Origin of the sequence: Nonomuraea montanisoli (assembly GCF_013363975.1) — a bacterium.
Lineage (GTDB): Bacteria > Actinomycetota > Actinomycetes > Streptosporangiales > Streptosporangiaceae > Nonomuraea > Nonomuraea montanisoli.
In genome coordinates this window covers 42,473-66,901 of sequence record NZ_JABWGN010000005.1, presented here as the reverse complement: position 1 = coordinate 66,901, position 24,429 = coordinate 42,473, and the positions used below count along the sequence as shown (strand labels likewise).

The window sequence follows — 24,429 nt, the reverse complement described above, 5'->3', positions numbered from 1 at the left end:
GAGTGGTGATCACTCCCTGCGTGAGATGCGGCGCGTTAAGCGTTGGTTCACGGAAGATTCCGAAATTCGTTCATGTCCGGCTCGTGCGTGACCGGGTCCTGTCACATCCGTCGCGTTCCGCGGGTCTACCGTTCGTACCTGCGAGAGAGGAACGTGACACGGTGGACGAACGGGACTGGCTGACGGAGCGTTTCGAGGAGGAACGGCCGCATCTGCGGGCGGTGGCCTACCGGATGCTCGGTTCGGTGAGCGAGGCCGAGGACGCCGTGCAGGACGCCTGGCTGCGGCTCGACCGCGCCGACACCCGCGCGGTGGAGAACCTCGGGGCGTGGCTGACCACCGTGGTGGCCCGGGTGTGCCTGAACGTGCTGCGCTCGCGCGAGCACCGGCGCGAGGACCCGCTCGACGTGCGCGTCCCCGATCCGATCATCGGCCCTGAGGAGGGGGCCGACCCGGAGCGCGAGGCGGTGCTGTCCGACTCGGTCGGGCTGGCGCTGCTGGTGGTGCTGGAGACGCTGGCGCCGGCCGAGCGGCTCGCGTTCGTGCTGCACGACATGTTCGCGGTGCCGTTCGAGGAGATCGCGCTGATGATCGAGCGGTCCCCGGCCGCGGCGAGGCAGCTCGCGAGCCGGGCGCGCCGCCGGGTGCGGGGCCAGGCGCCCTCGCCCGACCCGGACCTCGGGCGGCAGCGCGACGTGGTGAACGCGTTCCTGGCCGCCGCCCGCGACGGCGACTTCGACGGGCTCGTGTCCGCGCTGCACCCGGACGTCGTGCTGCGCTCGGACGGCGGCACCGCGCGTGCCCGCCAGACCGTGCTGATCTCCGGTGCGCGGGCGGTGGCCGCGCAGGCGGTCATGTTCGGACGGCTCTCGCCGTTCGCGCGGCCGGTGCTGATCAACGGGGCGGCCGGTGTGGTCGTCGCGGTGGAGGGGCGGCCGCTGTCCGTCATGGCGTTCACGGTCACGGAGGGCCGGATCGTCGCCATCGACGTGCTGTCCGATCCGGAACGGCTGAACGGGCTCGATCTGACGGTGCTGGACGCCTGAGCCGTCCGGGAGTTGACAGGTTAGTGAGCACTCACTCATCCTGGAGAGGTTAGTTAGTACTCACTATCCAAGTGGACCGAACCGACCGAGGTGCGTCATGAGAATCACTGTGTTCGGCGCCACCGGGGGCACCGGGTGGCGGGTGGTCGGGCAAGCGCTGGAAGCCGGGCACGAGGTGACGGCCGTGGTCAGGGACCCCGCCGCGCTGGAGCGCCACGACCTCCGCGGCCCCCGCCTCACGGTGGTCAAGGCGGACGTCATGGACCCCGCGGCGATCCGGCCGGCCGTCGCGGGACACGACGCGGTGGTGTCGGCCATCGGCCCGCGCGGGCGCGGTCCCACCACCGTGTGCGCCGACGCCACGGCCTCGATCATCGAGGCGATGGAGGCCGAGGAGGTGCGCCGGCTCGTCGTGGTCAGCGCGAGCGGCTTCGTCAGGGAGGGCGACGGGCCGCTCACCCGCCTGGTCAAGCCCGTCCTCAACCGCCTGCTCAGGCACGCCTTCGCGGACATGCGCCGCATGGAGGAACTCGTCCGGGCGAGCGGACTCGACTGGACGATCGTCCGCCCGCCGCAGCTCACCGAGGGGCCACGTACCGGCTCCTACCGCAGCGCCATCGACCGGAACGTGCGCGGCGGCGTGCGGGTGTCACGCGCCGACCTGGCCGACTGCGTGCTGCGTTGCCTGGACGAGCGCGGGCCCCTCCACTCGGCCCTGGCGATCGGCAACTGAGCCTGTCGTGGACCTTCAGGTCAGGTCGCGGACGACGGCGGCCAGGGCCCGGATGACGTCGTTCTCCGCCTCGCCGCGCCACACCAGGCCGAAGCTGAACCGCTCCATGCCGGTGAGCGGCAGCCAGAGCACGTCGGGCCGGGCCAGATAGCGGGCGCTGTGGGCGGGGAAGACGTTGACGATCTCGCCGGTGCTGACGAGAGTCAGGACTTCGTCGGCGGACGTGACGAGCGGCCCGCGCTCGATGGGACGTCCGCCGGGGGTGTGGGAGGGGACGAAGGCCGACTCCCAGTAGTCGGGGACCGACGTCGACCCGGAGTGCTGGAAGTCGGCGATGCTCTCGACCGTTACGGACGGCCGCGCGGCGAGCGGGTGGTCGACGGCCACCGCCAGCACGCGGGCGTCGCTGAACAGGACCGGCCCCATCACCAGGTCGGGCTCCGCGATGGGAAGCCAGGTGACGAGGACGTCGACGTCGCCCCTGCGCAGCCCGCGGAAGGGGTCCACGAAGGGCGCGTGCCGGAACCGCAGCTCCCACTGCGGGTGGCGGGCGCGGAAGGTGTCCCAGTACGGGCGCAGGTCGTGGCCGTTGCCGTTCGTCATGCCGATCCGCAGCGTGGCCGTGACGCCGGTGGCGGCGGCCCGCGCGCGCCGCATGACGTCGCGCAGGGCGAGGCTGATCGGCTGGAGCTCGTCGCGTAGCTGCCGGCCGAGGGGCGTCAGCCGCACGGTGCGGCTGTTCCGCTCGAAGAGCGGGCCGCCGAGGTCGCGCTCCTGCTTCTTGATCGACTGGCTGATCCGGGCGGTGGTGAGGCGCATCCGCTCGGCCGTGCGTCCGAAGTGCAGCTCCTCCGCCAGGGTCAGGAAGATTTCGATGTCGCGCAGCTCCATGATCCCTCTGGATCGTTAAGTCTGGATTGACGCACCGTTGCCGGACTCGTCGTTGTTCCAGCCAGGCACCTTATTCGATGCTGAGAGCCTTGTCGGAATCCTCCCTGTTCGTAGGAGTGGAACGTGAAGGTCCTCATCTCCGGTGCCAGTGTCGCCGGGCCCGCCCTGGCGTACTGGCTGCACCGCCACGGCTTCGAGGTGACGGTGGTGGAGCGCGCCCCCGCGCTGCGCGACAGCGGGTACGCGGTGGACTTCCGCGGCGCCGCGTTCGACGTGCTGGACGGGATGGGCATCCTGGAGGAGGTGCGCGGGCACGAGACCATGATGCGCGGCACCGATCTCGTGGACGACGAGGGGCACAAGATCGGGGAGCTGCCGGCCGAGGCGTTCGCCGGCGACCTGGAGGTGCCCAAGCGCGAGCTGACCGCGATCCTGCACCGGCTCACCGCGGGGCGCGTCCGCTACGTGTTCGGCGACTCCATCAGCCGGATCGCGCAGGACGACTCGGGCGCGCGGGTGGAGTTCGAGCGCGGCGAGCCCGGCGTCTTCGACCTCGTGGTCGGCGCCGACGGCGTGTACTCCACGGTGCGGCGGCTGGCGTTCGGCCCGCACGAGCGGTTCGTGCGCCACCTCGGCATGTCCGGCGTCGGCTTCACCACCGCCAACCACCTCGCCCTGGACCACAGAGGAGTGCTGCAGAGCGCCCAGGGCAGGGCCGTCTACCTGTTCAGCGCGGCCGACGCCGACCGGATGACGGTCAGCATGTCCTTCGGCACCGACTCGGCGGAGCTCGACCTCATGGAACGCGACCGCCAGGAGGAGATCGTGCGCGAGCGCATGGCCGGGGCGGGCTGGGTGGTGCCGCGCCTGGTGGAGGACATGGCCTCCGCCTCCGACTTCCTCTTCTCCTCCGCGTGCCAGGTGGAGGCGGACCGCTGGTCGCAGGGCCGCGTCGTGCTGGTCGGCGACGCCGGGTACTGCGCCGCGCCGACCTCGGGCATGGGCACCTGGCAGGCCCTCATCGGCGCGCACACGCTGGCCCGGCACCTGGCCGCCTCGGCCGGCGACCACGCCGCCGCGTTCCTGGCCTACGAGGAGGAGCTGCGGCCGTACGTGGTGGAGAACCAGAAGCACGGCCGGGAGGCCGTCGCCATGTTCGGCGGGTGACGCACCGGGCCGGGGAAATCTTATTTCTCCGGCCCTTTTTCCTGGTCATCGGGAATCCGGTGGAAAACGAGGCTGGGAAACGGGATGAGCCTGTGGTTTCCTTGCCGCGTGCGTGGTGATCTTCTGGATCTCGTTCTGCTCGCCATGGCGATCGGATTCGGCGTCTCGGGTTACCGGCAGGGATTCGTCCTCGGGGTGATGAGTTTCGTCGGTTTCGTCGGCGGGTGCGTGTTCGGCGTCTTCGTCGCGCCGCCCGTCGCCGCGGCACTGGTCGACGGCGACCTCATGCAGATCCTGGTCGCGGTCGTGGTCGTGCTGGTCGCGGCCATACTGGGCCAGCTCGTCTGCTCCACGCTGGGCGCCGTGGTGCGCTCCTATGTGCAGGAACAACAGCGGGCCAGGCTGCTGGACGCGGTGGGCGGCACAATAGCCGGGGTCCTGTCCGTGCTCGTCATTTCCTGGATGGTGGGCAGCCTGCTGGTCTCCAGCGCATTCGCGCCGGTCGTGGAACAGATTCGCGGCTCGCTGTTATTGTCGGCCGTCGACCACGCGATGCCCGACGGCGTGCGCGCCTGGCAGAAACCGTTCAAGAAATTCATCGACCGGTCCGAATTCCCGCCGGTGCTCGACGCCATCAGGGGCGACGCCACCGTCGACGTGCGCGCGCCCGACCCCGCCGTGCTGAACGCCGCCGGGCTCCAGCAGGCGCGTCCGGGCATCGTGCAGGTGCGGGGCACCGCGCGCTCCTGCAACAAGCAGATCGAGGGCACCGGGTTCGTGTTCGCGCCCGACCACGTCATGACGAACGCGCACGTCGTCGCGGGCGTGGACACCGCGCTCCAGATCATCGACCACACCGGGCAGTCGCGCCCGGCCACGGTGGTGCGCTTCAACCCGCGGCGCGACGTCGCGGTCCTCTACGTGCCGAACGCCGGCCTGCCGCCGCTCGCCTTCCACGGCGAGGCCGCCAAGGGCGGCGACGCCATCGTGGCCGGCTACCCCCAGGGGCAGGGGTACGCGCCGAGCCCGGCCAGGATCGCCGCCCGGAAGACGGCCATCATCCCCGACATCTACCGCGAGGTCGACGTGACGCGGGACGTCTACCTCATCCGCGGCCTGGTCCGGCCCGGCAACTCCGGCGGGCCGCTGCTCACCCCCGGCGGCCAGGTGCTGGGCGTCGTCTTCGCCGCCGTGACCGGCCAGGCGGAGACGGCGTACGCGCTGACCGCCTCGGAAGTGTCCGCCGACGCCCGCATGGCCGCCACCGCCACCACGCCCGCCGGCACCCGCGGGTGCGACTAGCCCGGCCCGGCTGCACCATCCGGTGGAGCGGCGATGTCGGCTGCACCATCCGGCGTAGCCCGTACTCCGGATGGTGCGCCCTCAAGTGACGGCCGAGGGAGGACGCGCCGCCGCCGTGGCCCGCCCTAGCGTTGCGCCGGCGATCTCCGAGCGGGGATCGCCCACGCACGTCGCATTCACGGAGGAATCATCTTGAAGAGGGCATCGATCGCCACCGTCGCCGGGCTGATCCTGACGGCGGGCCTGCTGGGGCAGGGAGCCGCCGGCGCGTCCGCCGCCGACCGGACGGGTCCCGCCGCCGCCACGACGGGTCCCGCCGACGCCGCCGCCACGACGGCCGCGCCGAAGCCGCCGAAGGGCGCCAGGGCGGTGGTCCAGGTCAGCCCCAACCCCACGACCAGGCGGGGCCAGGAGATCACGATCACCGGCAACTGCGGGGGAGGCCAGAAGCTCAAGGAGGTGATCGGCGGCGTCATCCAGAGGCCGACCCTGACCAACATCCGCATCATCGACGACAATCCTGAAGGATTCGTGGCGAAGGCCACCCTCGCCCGTCAGATCGGCTACGGCGTCGGCCCCATCATGGTGAGCTGCGGCGACGAGATGGGCGTGACCCTCCTGGTCACCCACGTCTGACCCGCCTGGTCACCCACGCAGAAAGGTTCATCCGGTTGGCCGCGATCCCCCCACCGCGACAGGCAGCGGTCCTCGCCCCGCGGCAACCGGCCCCGGTCCGGCACGCGGCCAGGCTCGGGGACGCCGCACTCGCCGTGCTCACCGTGGTCGGCGTCTTCACCGGCGCCATGGCCGCCGAGGTCCGCGGAGCGCCGTGGGACGGCCTGGTGCCGTTCGTGCTGTTCCTCGGGGGGCTGATGTTCGTGCGGCGCCGCCTGCCCATGACCGTTCTTCTGCTGTCCATCGTCGCGATCTTCGTCTACCGCTCCGGGAGTTCCTTCGAGGGCGGCTGGATCTGGCCGGCGTCGGCCGCGTACTTCAGCGCCGCCACCACCCGGCACGTGCGGTGGGTGACGCTCATCGGCGTCGCCCAGCTCGGTTACGCGGTCGTCGGCCTCTGGCCTGCCGCCGACTGGGACGTCGGCCGCTTCGTCACCCACATCGCCGGAGAGGGGCTGCTGCTGGTGATCCTCATCGCCGGTGGTCTCTCGTACGCGAGCGTCGCGCGCTGGCGGGAGCGGCTGCAGGAGAGCGATGGCCGCGCCCGCGACGCCGAGGAGCGGTTGCGGGTGTCCCGAGAGGTCCACGACATCGTCGCCCACACCCTGGCGGTCGTCGGTGTCCAGCTCAACGTCGCCGCCGACACGCTGCAGGAGGCCCCGGACGAGGCGGCCGCCGCGCTGCGGTTGGCGCAGAACGTCCGGAACCGCGCGATGGCCGACCTCGCCTCGCTGATCGGCGTCCTGCGTGACGGCGCCGGCGACATCGCTCCCCAGCCCGATCTGGCCGCCCTGCACACGCTCGCCGCCGACGCCCGGGCCGCCGGACTCGACGTGGTCCTCGACGAGCGCGGCGACCCCTCGTCCGTCCCGGCCGCGCCGGCCGTGGCCGTCCACCGCGTCGTCCAGGAGGCGCTGACCAACACGCTGAAGCACGCGAGGGCGTCCAAGGTCGAGGTGACGGTCGAGTACGGGGCTCGGATCGTCACCGTCGAGGTCGCGGACAACGGCCGGGGCGGCCACGACGGCGCCGGGATCAGGGAGAAGCACGGCCTGATCGGCATGTGGGAGCGGGTGAGCGCGCTCGGGGGCTGCGTCACCGTGGGGCCCGTGCAGGGCGGCTTCGCGGTGCGGGCCGAGATCCCCGTGGCAGGCTGGAAGGCATGACGATCAAGGTGCTGCTCGCCGACGACCAGGCGCTCGTCCGGGCCGGGTTCCGCAGCCTGCTGGCCCGTTCCCGGGACATCACGGTCGTCGGCGAGGCCGCCACCGGGGAGGAGGCGGTGGCTCTGGCGGCGAGCACCCGGCCCGACGTCGTCCTCATGGACATCCGCATGCCGGGCGGCGACGGCATCACCGCCACCCGGCGCATCCTCACCGGCCCCGCCGGGTCCGCCTGCCGGGTGGTCATCCTGACCACGTTCGACACCGACGAGCACGTCTTCGCGGCGCTGCGCGCCGGGGCCAGCGGCTTCCTCACCAAGGAGGTCGAGCCCGCCGAGCTGCGCCGAGCGGTCGCCGCCGTCGCGGCGGGCGACGCCCTGCTGTCCCCGGGCGTCACCCGCCGCGTGATCGAGCAGTTCGCCCACCGGCAGGACCCGGCTCCCGGCGACGGGCAGCGGCTGGCCGCCCTCACCGCGCGGGAGCTGGAGGCGGTCCGGCTCGTGGCCCTCGGGCTGTCCAACGTCCAGATCGCCGAGCGCCTGGTCATCAGCCCGCTCACCGCCAAGACCCACATCACCAGGGCCATCGCGAAGCTCGGCGTGCGCGACCGGGTCCAGCTCGTCATCCTCGCGTACGAGAGCGGCCTGGTCCGGCCCGCGGGCCGGGCCGGGCCGCCGCCCGCCTAGTGGTACTTGTAGAGCTGCGTGGCGACCCGGTGGCTCTCGTCGAACAGGGACGCGCGGTACATGCTCATCGTCACGCCGCCGTGCTCGGCCTTGCCGCAGGTGTTCTGACCGGCGAGCTGGTGGATCTCGAAGCGGGCCGTCGGGTCGCCGCCGACGAAGTACTCCGCGCGGGCCTGGTACTCGTCGGCGCGCGTGTCGCAGACGAAGACCACCGTGTTCCCGCCCTTCTTGCCGGAGAAGCAGAGCGTGGCCGCGTTCCGCGTCGAGGTGCACACCTGCGAGCGGGCCCGGGCCGAGGCCGGGGTGACGCGGGTCTCCCTGCGCACCGGGTACTTCGTGGCGTCGCGGACCGTCTTCCAGCGGCTGGTCCTGACGCGGTGGCCGCCCTGGTAGACCGAGGCCCGGAAGGTGACGACCGAGCCGATCCCGCGGCTGCCGCGGATGTCGCCCTCGCGGCCGAGGTTGTGGATGACGTACTTCGTGCCGAGGTAGCCGTCGAGGTGGTACTCGACCACGGCGTGGAGCTTGTCCGGCGCCGTGTCCTCGATGGTGATCCCGGGCCGGTCGCTGCCGTCCGGGCCCACGCACGCCGCCGCGCCCTTGACGCGGACGCAGACGGGCTCGTCGGGGGCGCTCGCGGTCGGGGACTGCGCCAGGACGGCGGAGCGGGCCTCGACCGGGACGGGGGACTCGCCCAGGGCGGGCGAGACGTTCATGAGAAGGATGGCGCTCGCCGTCGAGAGCACCGAAAGCACTGCGGATAACGTACGGCCTGACACTGACACCACTGGGGCCTCTCAGATCTCAGGAGTCACTGGGTTGTGCCTGAGTGGGACGATCCGGGCGTTCCGCTGGTTCCGGCGGCGTCGTCCAGCGGATCTCGCCGTCCTGCCACACGTCCGTGGGGGAGAGGCCGGCGGCGGCCGCCACGGCGGCCGACGCCGCGTGGCCGGGATGGATGTGCGCGACGACCGTACGCACCCCGGCCGCCCGCAGCCAGGCGACGAGCCCGCGCGCGGCCTCGGTCGCGACGCCGCGTCCCTGCCACGGGGTGCCGACCACCCACGCGACCTCGGCCATGGGCCCCGTGTGCTGGACGGTGGCCTGTACGGTGCCGGCCAGCCGGCCCTCGTTGCGTACCCGGATCACCCAGTTGAGCCACGACACGGCCGGATCCGGCGACCCGGCGGCCAGGCGGGCGTAGCGGGCCCGCAGGGCGTCCTCGTCCAGCGGCTCGCCGCCGATGAACGCGTGCAGGGCGGGATCGGCGAGGACCGCGGCCATCTCGGCGGCGTGCCCGACGGTCAGCGGGAGCAGATCGAACCGATCGGTCGCGATGGACGTGATCGGGAGGGGCGGTTCGCCTCCATCTATCTGGAGGCGGATCTTCCTGGCTATTGTGATCTCCATCTTCCGGAGGGGGAAAGCGGTTGAAGGCGGACGGGCCCGAGGTTTCGCTGGGCAGCGGGTACGTGCTCCTGGACGAGATCGGCGCCGGCGGCATGGGCACCGTCTGGCGGGCGCGGCACCGGGACTCCGGCGACGTCGTCGCGGTCAAGCTGCTGCGTGACGGCCTCGCCGCCGACCAGGACCTGGTGCTGCGCTTCATCCAGGAACGTCAGGTGATGCGCACCTTACGCCATCCCAACATCGTCACGGTCCGCGACTTCGTCGTCGAGGGCGAGCGCCTGGCCCTGGTGATGGACCTCGTCGAGGGCGGCGACCTGCGCGCGCTGATCCAGCGGCGCGGCACCCTGCCACCGGCGGAGGCGGCGGCGCTGCTGGCACAGATCGCCGGGGCGCTGGCTGCCGCGCACGAGATCGGCGTCGTCCACCGCGACGTCAAGCCGGGCAACGTCCTGCTCGACCGGGCCACCGGACAGGTGCGGCTCACGGACTTCGGGGTGGCCCGCATCCTGCACGGCCCCGGGATCACCCAGACCAGCGCCGTCATCGGCACGCCGGTGTACCTGGCGCCCGAGGTGGCCGACGGCGACGCCGCGACGCCCGCCGTGGACGTGTACGCCCTCGGGCTGATCCTGTACGAGCTCCTCGCCGGGCGTCCGCCGTTCGTGGGGGAGCACCCGATGGTGCTGATCCGGCAGCACGCGATGGCCGCGCCCCGGCGGCTGCCCGGGATGCCCGACCCGCTGTGGGCGATCATCTCGGCGTGCGCGGCCAAGGACCCGGCCACGCGTCCCGCCGCGGCGGAGGTCTTGGCGGCGCTGCGCGAGGCCGCGCCCGCGCTGGCGGGTCTCGCGGCGCTTCCGCCGGTGGCGCGGAGCGAGGCGCCGTCGGTCACCTCCGAGCCGCTGAGCCCGCTGAGCCCGCAGATCCCACCCGCGCCCGCCGCCTCCCCATCCGCTCCGACCGGCACGACCGGGTCTCAGACCGGCCCGACCGCGCCTTCCCAGGCCGGCTCGGCCGATCCGCCCGTCCCGTCCTCGCCCATGGCCGTACCGGCCGGCCCTGGAGGACCCGCCGCTCCAGGAGGCCCCGGGCGCGGTCCGGAGCGGCGCTCGCGCAGGCGGGTGGTCGTGCTCTCCGCCGCCGCCGCGGCCCTGGCGGTCAGCGCCGCGGCCGTCGCCTACGTGGCCCCCTGGCGCTCACCCGGCGCCGTGATGGCCGAGGACTCCGCGTCCCACCCGCCCCTCGCCGTCGTCCAGTCCACCCCCACGACACCCGTCACCACCTCGGGCACCGGGAAGCGTGACGAGCACAAGGGGGGCACGGCCCGCAAGGTGAGTGACAGCACCACCGCCGAGCCCGCCGACCCCCCGTCCACCCAGCCGAAGACGAAGACCACCACCCACGAACCGGCCCCCGGCCCGACCAAGCGCGTCACCTCGCCCAAACCGAGCGCCACCGACGAGACGGACGAGGACAAGCCCGACGACGACACGGAGACGGACACCCCGGGCCGGGGCACGACGCCGGACTGGCAGTGCCGCTCCTGGATCTCCGCGGGCCCCGGCACGCGCGCGTTGATGTCGCCGTGCATCGCCGTGATGGGCGACACGATCTTCATGAAGGGCAGGCTCAGGAAGGCCGCGCCGGGCGAGTGGAACATCCACCTGCAGCTCTACAACACCGAAGCCGAACACGTCACCACGCAGCCGTTCATCTGCAAGAACCTCGCACCCGCGGCCACCGGCGTCGCCATGTGCGGCCCGTTCAAGGCCCACGTGGCCAGGGTCGGGCAGCTCCAGGACGTGCGCCAGCGGTGGAAGGCCGCCGGCACACCCCTGTGGGGCGGCGGCAAGGAGAGTCCCACCGTCACCTGGTAGGACGGCGAGCGGGACACCCGGTGGCCGTCCCGTCGGAAGACTGGGATCATCGGGACATGTCCACGGTCTTCGCGATCATCTCCCTGCTGTTCAACGGGCTCATGGCGGGGCTCTTCTACGTCTTCTCGACCACGATCATGCCCGCCTTCGGCGCCATCGAGCCGGCCCAGGCCACGGCGGCCATGCGGAGCATCAACACGAAGATCCTCAACCCGCTGTTCCTGCCGGTCTTCCTGCTGGCGCCCGTGGCGTCCCTGGTGACCGGGGTGCTCCTGCTCGTCGACGGCGCCACCTCGGCGGGAGTCCTCTTCCTGGCGGCGGCGGCCGTCTACCTGCTCGGCACGCTGGCGACGACGGCGGTGCTCAACGTGCCGATGAACAACGCGCTGGAGGCGGGCGGCCTGGACTGGTCCGCGTACGCGCCGCGCTGGACGACGTGGAACCACGTGCGCAGCCTGTCGTGCGTCGCCGCCCTCGTGCTGGCCGGCGTGGCGCTCGTCCTGGTCTAGCCGCCGGGCACGATCGGTACGGCGAGGGCCGTACCGATCTCCTCAGTCATCGGTCCTACATGTTGATCATGTGGCCGGCCAGGCCGTGGATCGCCTCCTTGACCGCCTCGCCCAGGGTCGGGTGGGCGTGGACGTTGCGGGCGACCTCGTGCACCGTCAGGTCCCACTGCTGGGCCAGCGTCAGCTCCGGCAGCAGCTCCGTGACCTCGGGGCCGATGAGGTGGGCGCCGAGCAGCTCGCCGTACTTGCCGTCGCTGATGACCTTGACGAAGCCCGCGCTGTCGCCGAGGCCGTGGGCCTTGCCGTTGGCGGTGAAGGGGAACTTGGCCACCTTCACGTCGTAGCCGAGGTCGCGGGCCTGCGTCTCGGTGTAGCCGAAGCTGGCCACCTGCGGCTGGCAGTACGTCGCCCGGGGGATCATCACGTAGTCCAGCTCCATGGTCTCCGCGCCGCCGATGGTCTCGGCCGCGATGATGCCCATGGACTCGGCGGCGTGGGCCAGCATGAGCTTGGCCGTGACGTCGCCGATGGCGAAGATGTGCGGCACGCTCGTCCGGCAGCGGCCGTCGATCGCGATGGCGCCCCGGTCGGTGAGGGCCACGCCGGTCTTCTCCAGGCCGTAGCCGTCGACGCGCGGCTGGAAGCCGATCGCCTGCAGCACCTTGTCGGCCTCCAGCACCTGCTGCTGACCGTCACGCGTCACGGTGACCTTGACGGAGGAGCCCGTGTCGTCGATGGCGTCCACCCGGGTGGAGGTGAGGACCTCGATGCCCAGCCGCTTGTACCGCTTGGCCAGCTCCGCCGACACCTCCTCGTCCTCCAGCGGGACCATCCGGTCGAGGAACTCCACGATCGTCACCTTGACGCCGTAGTTGTGCAGCACGTACGCGAACTCCACGCCGATCGCGCCCGCGCCCGCGATGATGATGCTGCCCGGCAGCTCGCCGGTCATGATCTGCTCTTCGTACGTCACCACGCGCTCCGACAGCGACGTGCCGGGGATCAACCGGGTGGTGGCGCCGGCGGCGATGATGCAGTGGTCGAACGTGATCGTCTCGCCGTTCACCTGGATCGAGTTGGGGTCCAGGAAGGTGCCGCGGCCGTCGTACTCCGTGATGGCGTTCTTCTTCATCAGGTAGTGGACGCCCTTGACCCGGCCGTCCGCCACCTTGCGGCTGCGCGTGAAGGCGGCTCCGTAGTCGAAGGTGACCTCGCCGCTGATGCCGAAGGTCTTGGCCTCGTTGTGGAAGATGTGAGCCAGCTCCGCGTTGCGCAGCAGCGCCTTGGAGGGGATGCAGCCCACGTTCAGGCAGACGCCACCCCAGTACTTCTCCTCGATGACCGCTGCGCGCAGCCCGAGCTGGGCGGCGCGGACCGCGGCCGTGTACCCTCCGGGACCCGCGCCGAGAACGACGACGTCATAGTGAGTGCTCATGAGTCGGACCATACCGTCCACCCAGGTCTACCCCTGACCCTCGCCCCTGCCCCAGTGAAACGGCGCCTGTCGGCGGCTTGGATCGGATCATGACCGACTTCCCCGGACGCTGGGCCGAAGGCGTCAGCCTGACCCTCGCGCCCGTCCTCATGCTCGCCGGCGTGCTGCTCCGCATCGGGTACGACGGGTTCTTCCCGGCCCAGCTCGCGGCCTTCGCCGACGCGCCCGCTCTGATGTCCGCCTCGTACGGGTGCTTCGCCCTCGGCGGCGCGCTGCTGTGGCCCGGGGTGCTCGGGCTGGTGCGCCGCTCGCCCGGCTCCCGGCTGGTGCTCTGGGGCGGCGCGATGGTGCTGTCCGGCCTGTTCGCCCGGGCCTTCCACGCCGGGGTGAGCCACCTGGCCCTCCAGCTCGTGGACGTCCAGGGCCTGGCCGCCGCGCAGCGGGCCGTGGCCGCCGCCTACGGCGCGTTCCACGTCTTCCAGCCGTTCAACGTGGTGGTGTTCGCCGGGTGGACCGTGCTGGCCGCCGGCCTGTGGCGGACCGGGACGCTGGGCCCCGTGCGGAGCGTCGCCCTCGGGCTGATGACGGCGCTGCCGATCGGGGTGCTCAAGGGCACCGGCCCGATGTCGGTCCTGGCCGTCGGGGGGTTGTGCGTGGCGCTGGTGCCGTACGGGGTGAGGGTCCTGCGCGAGGGGCCCGCGCCCCGGTGGTGGGCCGTCCCGCTGGCGCTGGCGATCGGCGCGGGCGCCGTGGTCCTCGGCACCCTGGGCTGACGCCCGTGGCTACACGTCCACCTTGTACGTCAGGGCCAGCTCGTCCGCCGGCACCCCGCGGATCCCCCAGTTGACCTTGGGCATCTCCACGATGGTGATCTCCACGTCCTCGGCCGGGTAGGGCAGCCGGTCGTAGAGCGCGCGGATGAGCGCCCGCTTGGCCTCGTCGCTGCGGCCGGTGAAGCAGAGCACCTCGATGATCAGGTAGCCGTCGCCGCGCTGGGGGCAGATCAGGTCGTCGGCGTCCAGCAGCAGGAACCGGTGGAACCTCTTGTCCTCGGGCAGTCCCCACGCCTCGACCAGGCAGGAGTGGACGAGGTCCGACACCTCGCGCCGCCGCTCCGCCCACACGTCACGCCGCCCGTAGAGCTTCACCTGTGCCATGTGCGCCACTATAGGGGGATGATCCGGTTGCTGCTGGCCGACGACGAGGCCATGATCCGGGCCGGTGTGCGGGCGATCCTCGCCGCCGACCCGTCGCTCGACGTGGTCGCCGAGGCGGACGACGGCCGGGAGGCGGTCGACCTGGCCATCAGCCACCACCCGGACGTGGCCCTGCTGGACATCCGCATGCCCGTCCTGGACGGCCTGGCCGCGGCGGCCGAGATCCGCCGGGCGGCGCCGGGGACGGCCGTGGTGATGCTCACCACGTTCGGCGAGGACGACTACATCGCCCGGGCCATCGACGTGGGCGCCAGCGGCTTCCTGCTGAAGTCGGGAGACCCTCGGGAGCTGATCGCCGGGATCCACGCCGTCGCGGGGGGCGCCGCGTACCTGTCGCCGAGGGTGGCCCAGCGCGTCATCACGCAGCTCGCCGCCGGACGGGTGTCGCGCGGCGCCGTGGCCCGCGACCGGGTGGCGGCGCTCACCGAGCGGGAGCGGGAGGTGCTCGCGCTGCTCGGCTCCGGCCTGTCCAACGCGGAGATCGCCAGGCGGCTGCACGTCGTGGAGGGCACGGTGAAGGCGTACGTCAGCGCGATCCTCACCCGCCTGGACGTGCGCAATCGCGTACAGGCCGCGATCATCGCCCACGAGGCCGGCTTGGTAGCCTGAGCCCTGATGTATCGCCTCGTGTTCTCGCAGGTCTTGCGTCGCTTCGACGCCGAGGCCGTGCACCACCTCACTGTTCGCGCGCTCGCGCTGCTGTCGGCGCTGCCGCTGGTCAAGCGGCTGCTCCACAAGGCGTTGGCGCCCCACGACCCCGCACTGCGCGTCAGCGCGTTCGGCGTCCACTTCCCAGGCCCGCTCGGGCTCGCGGCCGGCTTCGACAAGGACGCCGCGTGCGCCGAGGGAGCCGCCGCGCTCGGCTTCGGCCACGTGGAGGTCGGCACGATCACCGCCCACGGCCAGCCCGGCAACCCACGGCCCCGCCTGTTCCGGCTGGTGCGCGAGCGGGCGGTCATCAACCGCATGGGCTTCAACAACGCCGGGGCCGCCGCCGCCGCGCGCCGCCTGCGCCGCGTACGCGGGGTGCCGGTGGTGGTCGGCGTCAACATCGGCAAGACCAAGGTGGTGCCGGAGTCCGGGGCGGCGGCCGACTACGTCGCCGGCGCGAGGCAGCTCGCGCCGCTGGCCGACTACCTCGTCGTCAACGTCAGCTCGCCCAACACGCCGGGCCTGCGCGACCTGCAGGCCGTCTCGCTGCTGCGCCCGCTGCTCACCGCGGTCAAGGAGGTCGCCGACGGCACCCCGCGCCGCACCCCGCTGCTGGTGAAGATCGCCCCCGACCTCGCCGACGAGGACGTGGACGCGGTCGCCGATCTGGCCCTGGAGCTCGGCCTCGACGGCATCATCGCGACCAACACCACGATCAGGCACGGCGGCGAGACCGGCGGGCTGTCGGGCCGTCCGCTCAAGGCGCGCTCGCTGGAGGTGCTGCGGCGGCTGCGGGCCCGCGTGGGCGACCGCCTCACGCTCGTCTCGGTCGGCGGCGTCGAGGACGTGGACGACGTGTGGGAGCGGCTGCTCGCCGGGGCCACGCTGGTGCAGGGCTACACCGGCTGGGTGTACGGCGGGCCGCTGTGGGCCTCCACCATCCACCGGCAGCTCTCGCGCCGGGTCCGCCGCCACGGCTTCACCTCGATCGCCGACGTCATCGGCCGCACCGCGCCGGCCACCGGCACCTCGGAGGCCGCACGATGACGACCCTCCTGGGCGGCGGCGTCGTCCTGCGTCCCGTCGCCGAGGGCGACGCCCAGGCGCTCACCGACGCCTTCGTGCGCAACCGCGAGCACCTGCGCCCCTGGGACCCTCGCCGGCCCGAGACGTTCTTCACCCTGACCGGCCAGACGGAGCGGCTGGAGGCGCAGCTCCAGCAGTGCCGCGCCGGCCGGACCATGCCGTGGGTGCTGGCCGACGGCGACCGGATCGTCGGCTGCGTCAACCTCAACAACATCGTGTACGGCGCCTTCGCCAGTGGCGCGCTCGGTTACTGGCTCGACGCCGAGTACACCGGCCGCGGCCTGGCCACCGGCGCCGTCATGGAGGTCTGCCGCGACGCCGGCGAGCGGCTGGGCCTGCACCGGGTCGAGGCGGCCACGCTGCTGCACAACGTGGCCTCCCAGCGGGTGCTGGAGAAGGCGGGCTTCGAGGTGTACGGCGTCGCGCCGCGCTACATCCACATCGACGGCGAGTGGCGCGACCACCGCCTCTTCCAGCGCGTCCTCAACGACCGCCCGCCCAAGCTCTGAGCCGGCCCGCAGGCTGAGCGGGCCCGGAGGCGGGCCTAGACGCTGGGCCGGGTGGACTCCGCGTCGTGGGTCATGCTCTCCAGCCGGTCCATGACGTCGGCGACCCGCACGGCGCCCGCCCGGTACGGCCGGCGCCGCTGCCACGGCCGCGGCCCGGCCGGCGGCCGGTACTCCACGCCGAGCGCGTCCAGCCGCCCGAGGTGGGCCTGGAGCCGGTCGGCGAAGTCCGGCCCGGCCCGGCCGCCCCACGTGACCTCGGCCAGGGCGCACGCCCGCGGCCAGATCCGGTAGTCCAGCGTGCGGGCGTCGGCGATCCGCTCGGTCCAGAGCTGGGCCTGCGCGCCGAGCACCCGCGAGCGCTCCTCGTCCGTCCACTCCGCCGGGGCGGGGACGAACGCCGCCACGTCCGCCACCGTGATCGTGTCGCCGATCGCCGCCGGCTCCTCCGGCGACGTCGACTCCGCGTAGTCGAAGTAGAGCGGGAACACCGGCGTGGCCACCACGTCGTGACCGGCCGCGGCGGCCCGGCGGCCGACGCCCATGCCGCGCCACGGCATGACCACCGTGTCGGGCCGCAGCTCGCCGCTGACGAACGCCTCGTCCCACACCACGGCTCGCGCGCCCCGCTCGGCCAGCGCGTCGGCCAGCCGTCGCAGGAACCACGCCTGGAGCGCGGGCATCGACTCCAGTCCCAGCGACGCGCGGTAGGCGTCGATCTCGGCCGAGGCCGTCCAGTGGTCGAGCACCACCTCGTCGCCGCCGATGTGGACGAACGGGGTCGGGCCGAGGGCGCCGATCAGCTCGTCGAAGATCGTGGTCAGGAACTCGACCGTGGGCGGCAGGGGCGACAGGATCGCGGGGGAGATGCCCCAGCGGTCGAGCACGTCGTACCGCTCGCCGGTGGCGCCCAGCTCCGGGTAGGCGGCCAGGACGGCCGAGGCATGGCCGGGCACGTCGATCTCCGGCACGACCACGACCTCACGGGCCCGCGCGTAGGCGGCGATCTCGGCCAGGTCGTCCAGCGTGTAGTGGCCGCCGTGCGGGACCTCGTCGTAGAGCTCCGGCTCGCCCCGCTGGTGGACCGCCGTGCGCGGCCGGTGCGAGGCCACCTCGTGCAGCAGCGGGTACGCCCTGCTCTCCACCCGCCAGCCCTGGTCGTCGACGAGGTGCAGGTGCAGCCGGTTCAGCTTGTGCGCCGCCATGAGGTCGACCAGGCGCAGCAGCTCGCGCTTGGGGAAGAAGTGCCGGGCCACGTCGAGGTGCAGCCCGCGCCAGCCGAACACCGGCTCGTCCTCGACCCGCACGCCCGGCACGCTCCACCCGCGGCCGTGACCGGGACCCGCGGGAGCGCGGAAGGAGGCGTCGGGCAGGAGCTGGTGGAGCGTCTGCGCCGCGTGGAAGGCCCCGGCCCGGCCGCCCGCCGTGATCTCCACCCCACGCGACCCGGTGACCAGCCGGTACGCCTCCGGCCCGAGGTCCGGGTCGAGCCGTACGTCGATGTCACCGGAGTCGCCGGGCCGCAGGTCGAGCCCCGGCAGCGCCACGCGGACGGCGTCGGCCGCCTCGGTGGGGCCGGAGACGACGGACCCGGGGGTCAGCTCGCAGGAGCCGGACAGGTGACGGACCAGGCGGGGGCGAGGAATCATGGTTGCAGATAGTGCTGCATGCCGTTGGCCAGCGCCAGCGCGACCCGCTGCCGGAACGCCGGGTCGCGGAACTTGGCCGCCTCGGCCGCGTTGCGCATGTTGCCGCACTCGATGAAGACCTTCGGCACGGTCGAGAGGTTGAGGCCGCCGAGGTCGGAGCGGAAGTCGAGTGCCTTGCTGCCGATGTAGGTGGAGTAGGGCACGCCGGTGCCCTTGTGGTAGGCGTCGCGGACGGCGAGGCCGAGCCTGCGCGAGTCGCCGACGACCGGGTCGACCGGCCCGTTGATCTTCTTCGGCATGATCACGTGGAAGCCGTGGTTGCCGGGCGCGGAGCCGTCGCCGTGGATGGAGATGGCGGCGTCGGCCTTGGCGCGGTTGCCGATCGCGGCCCGCTGGGTGATGCACGGGCCCACGCTGTTGTTGTCGGACCTGGTCAGCTTGACCGTGGCGCCCCTGCTCTTGAGGATCTTGGCCAGCCGGTTGGAGACGTCCCAGGAGAAGGCCGCCTCGGTGTAGCCGTCGTTGGTGGACGTGCCGGTGGTGTCGCACGCCTTCCACTGGGTCAGCACGTTGACCTTGCGGTTGACGGCCTTGGGGTCGCGGTAGTTGCCGCCGTTGTGGCCGGGGTCGATGACCACGACCTTGCCGGCCAGCGACTCGGCCCGGGCCGTGCCGGTGGCCTGGTCGCGCGACGCCCCGCCGGCTCCCCGCCCGGCTCCCGGGGCCGCCGAGGGGGCGGCCTGGGTGGCGACCTGCCCGGCCGGTACGCCGGCCGCGTGGCCGCCGGCGGCGGGGCTCGCGGAGCCGCTCGCGCCGGCCGTGCCGCACGCTGTGGCGAGCAGGCCGCAGGCGGTGAGAAGGGTGACGGGAAGAGCACGCATGAACTCCAACTTACGTCACGGCGCGCCGTGTCCCCACGCGTTCCCCCAAGGCGGGGAGAAGCTCTCACCAGACGCGCTCGCCGACCTCCTGGCGCTGGAGGAGGGCGGCCAGCTCCCGCGCGTCCTCGGCGTCGAGGCCGAGGACGACGCGGGGACGCCCCCACGGGTGGTCGAGGGAGTGGGCGACGTAGCTGGCCACGGACTCGGCGCCGGTGTCGCCGGCACGACCCCGGCTCGCCCGCCACTGCGCCCAGGCGCGTTCGAGTTCCGACGCGGCGCGCTGGGCGCAGGAAACCAGTTCTGGATCACGCATGACTGTCCCCCGGATCAGATTCGCGACCGCACCGTGCACGGCCGCGCATCGCATGACCCTGACGAGTAAACCTCCAGGCGGTGGGCGGTCCGGGTGTTGTTGACCGAGGCTTTGGCCGCTCTTAGGCGGGGCCCGTGCTGCGCCGTACGACGAGTTCGGGGGTGACCTGGCGCAGCCGTGCGACCTTGGCGGGGTCCCCGATGCGGTCGCTCAGCAGCGCCGCCGCCGAGCGCCCCATGGCGCGGCGCGGCTGGTCGACGGAGGTGAGGGAGATGTGGCGCGAGGCGGACAGGTGGGTGTTGTCGTAGCCGACGACGGACAGGTCGCCCGGCACGGCGAGACCGAGCTCGGCCGCGGCGGAGAGCACGCCGAGCGCCACCGCGTCGGTGGCGGCGAAGATCGCCGTGGGCCTGGGGTCGCGGGTCAGCAGCGCGAGCGCGGCCTCGCGCCCGCCCTCCTCGGTCGACTCCGCGGCCTCGACCATGATGTACGGGGCGAGCGCGTGCCGGCGCATCGCCACGAGGTAGCCCTCGCAGCGGGTCGGCCGGGCGCCCTCGATGTGCGCGATCCGCTTGTGACCGAGCTGCACCAGGTGGTCGATGGCCAGGCGGGCGCCGAGCTGGTCGTCGTCGACCACGATGTCGACGCCGCCGAGCTCGATGTCACGTTCCCCGACGACGACCGTCGGGGTGTAGGAGGTGGCCTCCATCAGCGTCTCGCTGGTCGGCGCGATGCCTAACAGCACCAGCCCGTCGACCCGCAGCTCCAGGAAGGCCTCCACGGCCTCGTCCTCGAACGCGGGATCCCACTGGCTGTTGCCGATGAGCATGCGCAGGCCGTCGCCGTGCAGGCTCTCCTGGAGGCCGTCGAGGACCTCGGCGTAGAACGGGTTGTGCAGGTCGGCGACGAGCGCGCCGACCAGGTGGGTACGGCCTTCGACCAGGCTGCGCGCGACCGCGTTCGGCCGGTAGCCGAGCTCGCGGGCGGCCTGGAGCACGGCCTGCCGCCGGTGTTCGCTGACGTGCGGTGAGCCCCGCAGCACGAGCGAGACCAGCGATTTCGAGACGCCGGCACGTTCGGCGACGTTGCGGATGGTGGGTCTTGGTCGAGGTATGTCCCGGAGGTCGTTGATGGTGGAAGCCTTGACGGGTGGTCCTGACATGTGTCTCCCCCGCGATGCGAAGATGGGCACCTGTCTCACCAAACGATCGAGTTCCCCGCAGGGTACGGCTTGGGGTTAGGGAAGCCTCATATTGACCATGGCGACAGTTGTCCGCTATGGCGCATCCGGTCGGGTATCAGGCTGGTTGTACTGTGCTGCCTGTGACAGAGACGACGCGGCCGGCGCGGCGCAGGCTGACCGTCGACCGTCGCCGCGAGGAACTGATCGCGGCCGCCCTGGAGCTGTTCGGCGGGCGTGACGTCGAGCACGTCTCGATCGACGACGTCGCCGCGCGGGCGGGGGCCTCGCGGGCGCTGGTCTACCACTACTTCGGCGGCAAGCAGGAGCTCTACGTGGCCGCGCTGAGGAGCGCGGCGGAGCGGCTGGAGTCGCGGCTGGTGCCGCAGGGCGACGGCCGGCCGCTGGAGGACCTGGCCACGGGGCTCGCCAGCTACTTCGACTTCGTGGAGCAGCACGCGGCGGGCTACGCGGCGCTGCTGCGCGGCGGCCCGGCCGGTCGTGCGGACGAGGTCGGCGAGATCGTGGACGGGGTGCGCCGGCGGTTGTTCCTGCTGGTGCAGAGGCAGATGCGGGTGACGGAGCCCAGCCCGGTGCTCCGGGCGACGCTGCGGTCGTGGATCGCCTCGGTGGAGACGGCGGGGCTCGACTGGCTCGAACACCGCGACATGGGACGCGCGGAGCTGGAGCGGCTCCTCGTGGAGCACATGACCGCCCTGCTGGGTGTCGCCGCACGCCATGACGGTGAGGCCGCCCGGCTCCTCCACGCGCTGACGGGAGACCGCCCGGGGTGACCCTCCGCGAGGCCGGACGCCCCTTACGGAGCGTGATGCTCGCGGGCCGGAAGACTCACGGCCCGGAGGGCTCGCGGGCCGGAAGAATGGCGCCGGGCGGGCGGCGCCAACTTCCCAGAGCGACGTCCGTCGTCACAGTGGTGGACCGGGCCGCCGGCCAGGCCCACCCTTCAACCCCCCTGAGGTCCGTGACGACCTCGGCTTTACTCCGAGCGCTGCTGCGGAATGCCCGCCAGAAGCGCGCGAACCTCGGTCTCCCGGTAACGCCGGTGTCCTCCGAGGGTGCGGATCGACGTCAACTTGCCCGCCTTGGCCCACCGCGTGACGGTCTTGGGGTCGACCCTGAACATGGTCGCGACCTCGGCGGGCGTGAGCAGTGGCTCGGCCTCGGGTGTACGAGCTGACATTTGTGCGGCCTCTCCTCCGTGTGGACCGGCTCAGCGATCCTGTGACTGCCTGTGCGCGTGTCACGGATGTCCCCCTATGGCCCAAAGCGTGCGGCTTTTCTGGCCCATATGCGGCATCACCCGAAGTGACCATACCGCCACGCAGAGCGATTGGCGAGCCCTTCTTTGACCCAACTGCCCGCCCCCATGGCGATGTCACGCTCGGTGATTCTAGCGACACGTTTCGTGGTATCGCAGTGAAAACGGCAAACTGCTCAGTTCGCAGAAGCGAGCAGCCGCTAGTCATGACCTACTCATGCAGGTCAGACGGTTGTATTGGGGTTCAGTTGGCAGATTCCAGAAGTTGCATTGACTTCCAGCGCAGGATGACCCTCTGATACATGGCGTAGGCAAGCTCTTCTTGACCCGTGTCCAGGCCGGTGAGGGCGGCCGACAGCTCCGCCACCGACTGGTCGGCCTGCAGCGCGTCGTCGTCCATGAGGTGCACCAGCCCGCCGTAGTCGAGTTCCACCAGCGAATGCGGGTGGAACTCCTCCAGCCAGCGCGCCACGTCCTCCACGTCGATGTGCGCCGCCACCTCGCCCAGGTGCCGCCGCAGGACCTGCAGGGCCCGGGCCGCGCGCCGGCGGGCCTGCGCCATCGAGGTGACGTAGATGAGGTTGCGCCCCGTGGCGGTCGTCACGTCCTGTCCCGGGCCCGCGCCGCCGAGCACCAGCCAGCGCTCGTTGCCGTCGAACGGCACGAACCACGACGACGGCACGTGCCACGCCGTGGTGCGGATGTGGGTGCGCAGGGCGGAGGAGCCGGCCGCGCGCTTGTACCTGTCGAAGTCGTCGGCCGTCTGGTCGGAGATCGCCTTGGGGACCAGCCGGTCCATCAGCTTGGCGGGGGTGGCGCCGCGCAGCCGTGAGAACGCGAGCCACGAGCGCAGCCGCGTCTGCCAGGGGCAGACATAGAGACGGTCCTCCACGCGCCGTAGATAGGCGTTGGGGCTCTCCTGGGCGGGAACCGGGTGAGGGGGCCTGCCGAGCAGGCGCCTGATCGACTCGCCGTGCTCGGCGTTCAGGGCGTTCGCGCGGCGCGGACGGTCACGTGATTCGGCGTACTCGGCCCATGCCTTCCGCTCGTTCTCGGGGAAGGCGGTCAACGGCTCGTAGACACGGAGATACGCGGCATAGGGCAGCACGGAGGCATCGTGTCATGAAGACAACCTGCTTGCACCGTTGCGGCCATTACCCTGAGAGGTGATCTCCCGCCGCGAAGGAGCGGCGGACCGGACAGGGAGTCACTACCGTGACCGACGTCTTCGACCCGTCTCACAAGGACGCGCACGAACAGGTCGTCTTCTGCGCCGACCCGCGCAGCGGCCTGCGCGCCATCATCGCCATCCACAGCACGGCCCTCGGCCCCGCCCTCGGCGGCACGAGGTTCTACCCGTACGAGAGCGAGCAGGCCGCGCTCGCCGACGTGCTCAATCTCTCCCGCGGCATGTCCTACAAGAACGCGCTGGCCGGGCTCGACCACGGCGGCGGCAAGGCCGTCATCATCGGCGACCCCTCGCGCGACAAGAGCGAGGCGCTGCTGCGCGCCTACGGCCGCTTCGTCGAGTCGCTCGGCGGGCGCTACATCACCGCCTGCGACGTCGGCACCTACAGCGAGGACATGGACATCGCCTCGCGGGAGTCGCGCTTCGTGACCGGCCGCACGCTCGCCCAGGGCGGCGCCGGCGACTCCTCCATCCTCACCGCCTTCGGCGTCTTCCAGGGCATGCGCGCCTCGGCCGAGCGGGTGTACGGCACGCCCTCGTTGCACGGCCGGCGGGTCGGCGTCGAGGGTGTCGGCAAGGTCGGCCACCGCCTGGTCGAGCTGCTGCGCGAGGACGGCGCCGACGTCGTGATCTGTGACGTGGACGAGCGCGCCGTGGAGCGCGTGCGCCTGCGGCACCCCGAGGTGGACGTCGTGGCCGACGCCGACGCGCTGACCGGCGCGGACCTCGACGTCTTCGCCCCGTGCGCGCTGGGCGGCGCCCTCGACGACGCCACCGTGGCGCGGCTGCGCGCGAAGATCGTCTGCGGGGCGGCCAACAACCAGCTCGCGCACGCCGGCGTCGAGAAGCAACTGGCCGAGCGTGGCATCCTGTACGCCCCCGACTATGTGGTCAACTCCGGCGGGGTGATCCAGGTGGCCGACGAGATCGGCGGTTTCGACATGGAACGGGCCAGGGCCAAGGCCGCCAAGATCTACGACACCACGCTCAAGATTTTCGCGATCGCGAGCGACGAGGGCGTTCCGCCGGCCGTCGCAGCCGATAGGCTAGCGGAGCGCAGAATGTCGGAAGTCGGGCGGATTCGGGCCATTTGGCTGGGCCACTGACGCCCCGCGCCCATACGACGTACCGAGCTGGGCACAAAACAGGTACGGTAATAGGCGAACGATAGGCTGACGCCCATAGTCAGGTGGCGTCAGCGTGTGGTGCGTTAGCGACGAGGGGTCGGGGACGACCCCACATGAGGGGGTCGAGCCAATGGGGCGCGGCCGAGCAAAGGCCAAGCAGGTCAAGGTTGCTCGCCAGCTGAAGTACAACAGCGGTGGCACGGATCTTGACCGTCTTCGCGACGAACTCGGGGTCGGAGACGCCAGCAATGACGACTCCGACGACCTCAACGACGAGCTCGCGGATCGCTATGCCGATTACGCCGACGACTACACGAGCGACGACGACGGCCGCTCCGGCCGCCGGTAGCCGCTCGTCTCGTTGACGCGGCCGCTCACCCGGCGAGATCTCTCCGCGCCGGGTGAGATGGCGTGTTCCATCGTGCAGGGCCCCACGGACACCCGTCCGTGGGGCTTT

27 protein-coding genes are annotated in these 24,429 nt (G+C 72.1%); 16 read left to right on the top strand and 11 right to left on the bottom strand.

Annotation, left to right across the window (positions count from 1 at the left end):
* Positions 1 to 161: 161 nt before the first annotated feature.
* Entirely contained in the window at positions 162 to 1,046 is an 885-nt protein-coding gene (sigJ, locus tag HTZ77_RS12920; protein WP_175589799.1) for an RNA polymerase sigma factor SigJ, read from the top strand.
* A gap of 97 nt (positions 1,047 to 1,143) precedes the next feature.
* On the top strand, positions 1,144 to 1,779 hold the full coding sequence (locus tag HTZ77_RS12915) for an NAD(P)-dependent oxidoreductase (protein ID WP_175589798.1): 636 nt from the start codon (positions 1,144 to 1,146) through the stop codon (positions 1,777 to 1,779).
* 15 nt (positions 1,780 to 1,794) lie between these two features.
* Here the strand turns inward: HTZ77_RS12915 and HTZ77_RS12910 are convergent, their stop codons facing one another.
* Entirely contained in the window at positions 1,795 to 2,670 is an 876-nt protein-coding gene (locus HTZ77_RS12910) for a LysR family transcriptional regulator (RefSeq protein ID WP_175589797.1), read from the bottom strand.
* A gap of 123 nt (positions 2,671 to 2,793) precedes the next feature.
* On the opposite strand from HTZ77_RS12910, the gene HTZ77_RS12905 reads away from it, so the two are divergent.
* The 5 genes from HTZ77_RS12905 to HTZ77_RS12885 all read left to right on the top strand — a co-directional run bounded on the left by HTZ77_RS12905 (position 2,794) and on the right by HTZ77_RS12885 (position 7,663).
* The gene (locus HTZ77_RS12905) at positions 2,794 to 3,837 is read left to right on the top strand and encodes an FAD-dependent monooxygenase (protein WP_175589796.1); all 1,044 of its coding nucleotides are present in this window, start codon (positions 2,794 to 2,796) and stop codon (positions 3,835 to 3,837) included.
* A 108-nt stretch (positions 3,838 to 3,945) separates the two neighbouring features.
* A complete protein-coding gene (locus HTZ77_RS12900; RefSeq protein ID WP_175589795.1) occupies positions 3,946 to 5,139 on the top strand; it encodes a MarP family serine protease in 1,194 nt (397 codons plus the stop codon).
* A gap of 192 nt (positions 5,140 to 5,331) precedes the next feature.
* Positions 5,332 to 5,775 carry a hypothetical protein gene (locus tag HTZ77_RS12895; protein ID WP_175589794.1) on the top strand — a complete coding sequence of 148 codons (444 nt, stop codon included), beginning with the start codon at positions 5,332 to 5,334 and terminating at the stop codon, positions 5,773 to 5,775.
* Positions 5,776 to 5,810: 35 nt separating this feature from the next.
* The gene (locus HTZ77_RS12890; RefSeq protein WP_175589793.1) at positions 5,811 to 6,980 is read left to right on the top strand and encodes a sensor histidine kinase; all 1,170 of its coding nucleotides are present in this window, start codon (positions 5,811 to 5,813) and stop codon (positions 6,978 to 6,980) included.
* Positions 6,977 to 7,663 carry a response regulator gene (locus tag HTZ77_RS12885; protein ID WP_175589792.1) on the top strand — a complete coding sequence of 229 codons (687 nt, stop codon included), beginning with the start codon at positions 6,977 to 6,979 and terminating at the stop codon, positions 7,661 to 7,663. The genes HTZ77_RS12890 and HTZ77_RS12885 overlap by 4 nt, the downstream gene beginning before the upstream one ends.
* On the opposite strand, the gene HTZ77_RS12880 is transcribed toward HTZ77_RS12885, so the two are convergent.
* Together HTZ77_RS12880 and HTZ77_RS12875 are read right to left on the bottom strand one after the other, a co-directional pair.
* Positions 7,660 to 8,418, bottom strand: a complete 759-nt coding sequence (locus HTZ77_RS12880) for a hypothetical protein (protein WP_175589791.1) — start codon at positions 8,416 to 8,418, stop codon at positions 7,660 to 7,662. The genes HTZ77_RS12885 and HTZ77_RS12880 overlap by 4 nt on opposite strands.
* A 49-nt stretch (positions 8,419 to 8,467) precedes the next feature.
* Positions 8,468 to 9,073: a GNAT family N-acetyltransferase gene (locus HTZ77_RS12875; protein WP_175589790.1), complete on the bottom strand. Its 606-nt coding sequence runs from the start codon at positions 9,071 to 9,073 to the stop codon at positions 8,468 to 8,470.
* A 20-nt stretch (positions 9,074 to 9,093) separates the two neighbouring features.
* On the opposite strand from HTZ77_RS12875, the gene HTZ77_RS12870 reads away from it, so the two are divergent.
* Positions 9,094 to 10,950 carry a serine/threonine-protein kinase gene (locus HTZ77_RS12870; RefSeq protein WP_175589789.1) on the top strand — a complete coding sequence of 619 codons (1,857 nt, stop codon included), beginning with the start codon at positions 9,094 to 9,096 and terminating at the stop codon, positions 10,948 to 10,950.
* 56 nt (positions 10,951 to 11,006) lie between these two features.
* Positions 11,007 to 11,459, top strand: a complete 453-nt coding sequence (locus HTZ77_RS12865) for an anthrone oxygenase family protein (protein WP_175589788.1) — start codon at positions 11,007 to 11,009, stop codon at positions 11,457 to 11,459.
* A 55-nt stretch (positions 11,460 to 11,514) separates the two neighbouring features.
* On the opposite strand, the gene lpdA is transcribed toward HTZ77_RS12865, so the two are convergent.
* Positions 11,515 to 12,894 carry a dihydrolipoyl dehydrogenase gene (gene lpdA / locus HTZ77_RS12860; RefSeq protein WP_175589787.1) on the bottom strand — a complete coding sequence of 460 codons (1,380 nt, stop codon included), beginning with the start codon at positions 12,892 to 12,894 and terminating at the stop codon, positions 11,515 to 11,517.
* An 89-nt stretch (positions 12,895 to 12,983) separates the two neighbouring features.
* On the opposite strand from lpdA, the gene HTZ77_RS12855 reads away from it, so the two are divergent.
* Positions 12,984 to 13,667 carry a hypothetical protein gene (locus HTZ77_RS12855; protein ID WP_175589786.1) on the top strand — a complete coding sequence of 228 codons (684 nt, stop codon included), beginning with the start codon at positions 12,984 to 12,986 and terminating at the stop codon, positions 13,665 to 13,667.
* Between the two features lie 9 nt (positions 13,668 to 13,676).
* Here the strand turns inward: HTZ77_RS12855 and HTZ77_RS12850 are convergent, their stop codons facing one another.
* Positions 13,677 to 14,051, bottom strand: a complete 375-nt coding sequence (locus tag HTZ77_RS12850; RefSeq protein ID WP_175589785.1) for a tautomerase family protein — start codon at positions 14,049 to 14,051, stop codon at positions 13,677 to 13,679.
* An 18-nt stretch (positions 14,052 to 14,069) separates the two neighbouring features.
* Between HTZ77_RS12850 and HTZ77_RS12845 the strand changes: the two genes are divergently transcribed.
* Genes HTZ77_RS12845 through HTZ77_RS12835 form a run of 3 tightly spaced genes read left to right on the top strand, consistent with a single transcriptional unit; the run spans position 14,070 to position 16,357 of the window.
* Positions 14,070 to 14,720, top strand: coding sequence for a response regulator (locus HTZ77_RS12845; RefSeq protein WP_175589784.1), 651 nt, complete (start codon positions 14,070 to 14,072; stop codon positions 14,718 to 14,720).
* Positions 14,721 to 14,726: 6 nt separating this feature from the next.
* Complete coding sequence (locus tag HTZ77_RS12840; protein WP_175589783.1) at positions 14,727 to 15,809, top strand: quinone-dependent dihydroorotate dehydrogenase; 1,083 nt, start codon at positions 14,727 to 14,729, stop codon at positions 15,807 to 15,809.
* Positions 15,806 to 16,357, top strand: coding sequence for a GNAT family N-acetyltransferase (locus HTZ77_RS12835; protein WP_175589782.1), 552 nt, complete (start codon positions 15,806 to 15,808; stop codon positions 16,355 to 16,357). The genes HTZ77_RS12840 and HTZ77_RS12835 overlap by 4 nt, the downstream gene beginning before the upstream one ends.
* A gap of 35 nt (positions 16,358 to 16,392) precedes the next feature.
* On the opposite strand, the gene HTZ77_RS12830 is transcribed toward HTZ77_RS12835, so the two are convergent.
* The 4 genes from HTZ77_RS12830 to HTZ77_RS12815 all read right to left on the bottom strand — a co-directional run bounded on the left by HTZ77_RS12830 (position 16,393) and on the right by HTZ77_RS12815 (position 20,359).
* Positions 16,393 to 18,003, bottom strand: coding sequence for a beta-N-acetylhexosaminidase (locus tag HTZ77_RS12830; protein ID WP_175589781.1), 1,611 nt, complete (start codon positions 18,001 to 18,003; stop codon positions 16,393 to 16,395).
* Positions 18,000 to 18,884, bottom strand: a complete 885-nt coding sequence (locus HTZ77_RS12825; protein ID WP_175589780.1) for an N-acetylmuramoyl-L-alanine amidase — start codon at positions 18,882 to 18,884, stop codon at positions 18,000 to 18,002. The genes HTZ77_RS12830 and HTZ77_RS12825 overlap by 4 nt, the downstream gene beginning before the upstream one ends.
* A gap of 64 nt (positions 18,885 to 18,948) precedes the next feature.
* Entirely contained in the window at positions 18,949 to 19,197 is a 249-nt protein-coding gene (locus HTZ77_RS12820) for a hypothetical protein (protein WP_175589779.1), read from the bottom strand.
* Positions 19,198 to 19,318: 121 nt separating this feature from the next.
* The gene (locus HTZ77_RS12815; protein WP_175589778.1) at positions 19,319 to 20,359 is read right to left on the bottom strand and encodes a LacI family DNA-binding transcriptional regulator; all 1,041 of its coding nucleotides are present in this window, start codon (positions 20,357 to 20,359) and stop codon (positions 19,319 to 19,321) included.
* A 161-nt stretch (positions 20,360 to 20,520) separates the two neighbouring features.
* On the opposite strand from HTZ77_RS12815, the gene HTZ77_RS12810 reads away from it, so the two are divergent.
* Positions 20,521 to 21,171 carry a TetR/AcrR family transcriptional regulator gene (locus tag HTZ77_RS12810; RefSeq protein WP_328808561.1) on the top strand — a complete coding sequence of 217 codons (651 nt, stop codon included), beginning with the start codon at positions 20,521 to 20,523 and terminating at the stop codon, positions 21,169 to 21,171.
* A 203-nt stretch (positions 21,172 to 21,374) separates the two neighbouring features.
* On the opposite strand, the gene bldC is transcribed toward HTZ77_RS12810, so the two are convergent.
* Complete coding sequence (bldC, locus tag HTZ77_RS12805; protein WP_013133571.1) at positions 21,375 to 21,578, bottom strand: developmental transcriptional regulator BldC; 204 nt, start codon at positions 21,576 to 21,578, stop codon at positions 21,375 to 21,377.
* 322 nt (positions 21,579 to 21,900) lie between these two features.
* A complete protein-coding gene (locus HTZ77_RS12800; RefSeq protein WP_175589776.1) occupies positions 21,901 to 22,764 on the bottom strand; it encodes a hypothetical protein in 864 nt (287 codons plus the stop codon).
* A gap of 107 nt (positions 22,765 to 22,871) precedes the next feature.
* On the opposite strand from HTZ77_RS12800, the gene HTZ77_RS12795 reads away from it, so the two are divergent.
* Together HTZ77_RS12795 and HTZ77_RS12790 are read left to right on the top strand one after the other, a co-directional pair.
* Positions 22,872 to 23,951, top strand: a complete 1,080-nt coding sequence (locus HTZ77_RS12795) for a Leu/Phe/Val dehydrogenase (RefSeq protein ID WP_175589775.1) — start codon at positions 22,872 to 22,874, stop codon at positions 23,949 to 23,951.
* Between the two features lie 151 nt (positions 23,952 to 24,102).
* The gene (locus HTZ77_RS12790) at positions 24,103 to 24,321 is read left to right on the top strand and encodes a DUF3073 domain-containing protein (protein ID WP_175589774.1); all 219 of its coding nucleotides are present in this window, start codon (positions 24,103 to 24,105) and stop codon (positions 24,319 to 24,321) included.
* Positions 24,322 to 24,429: the final 108 nt, after the last annotated feature.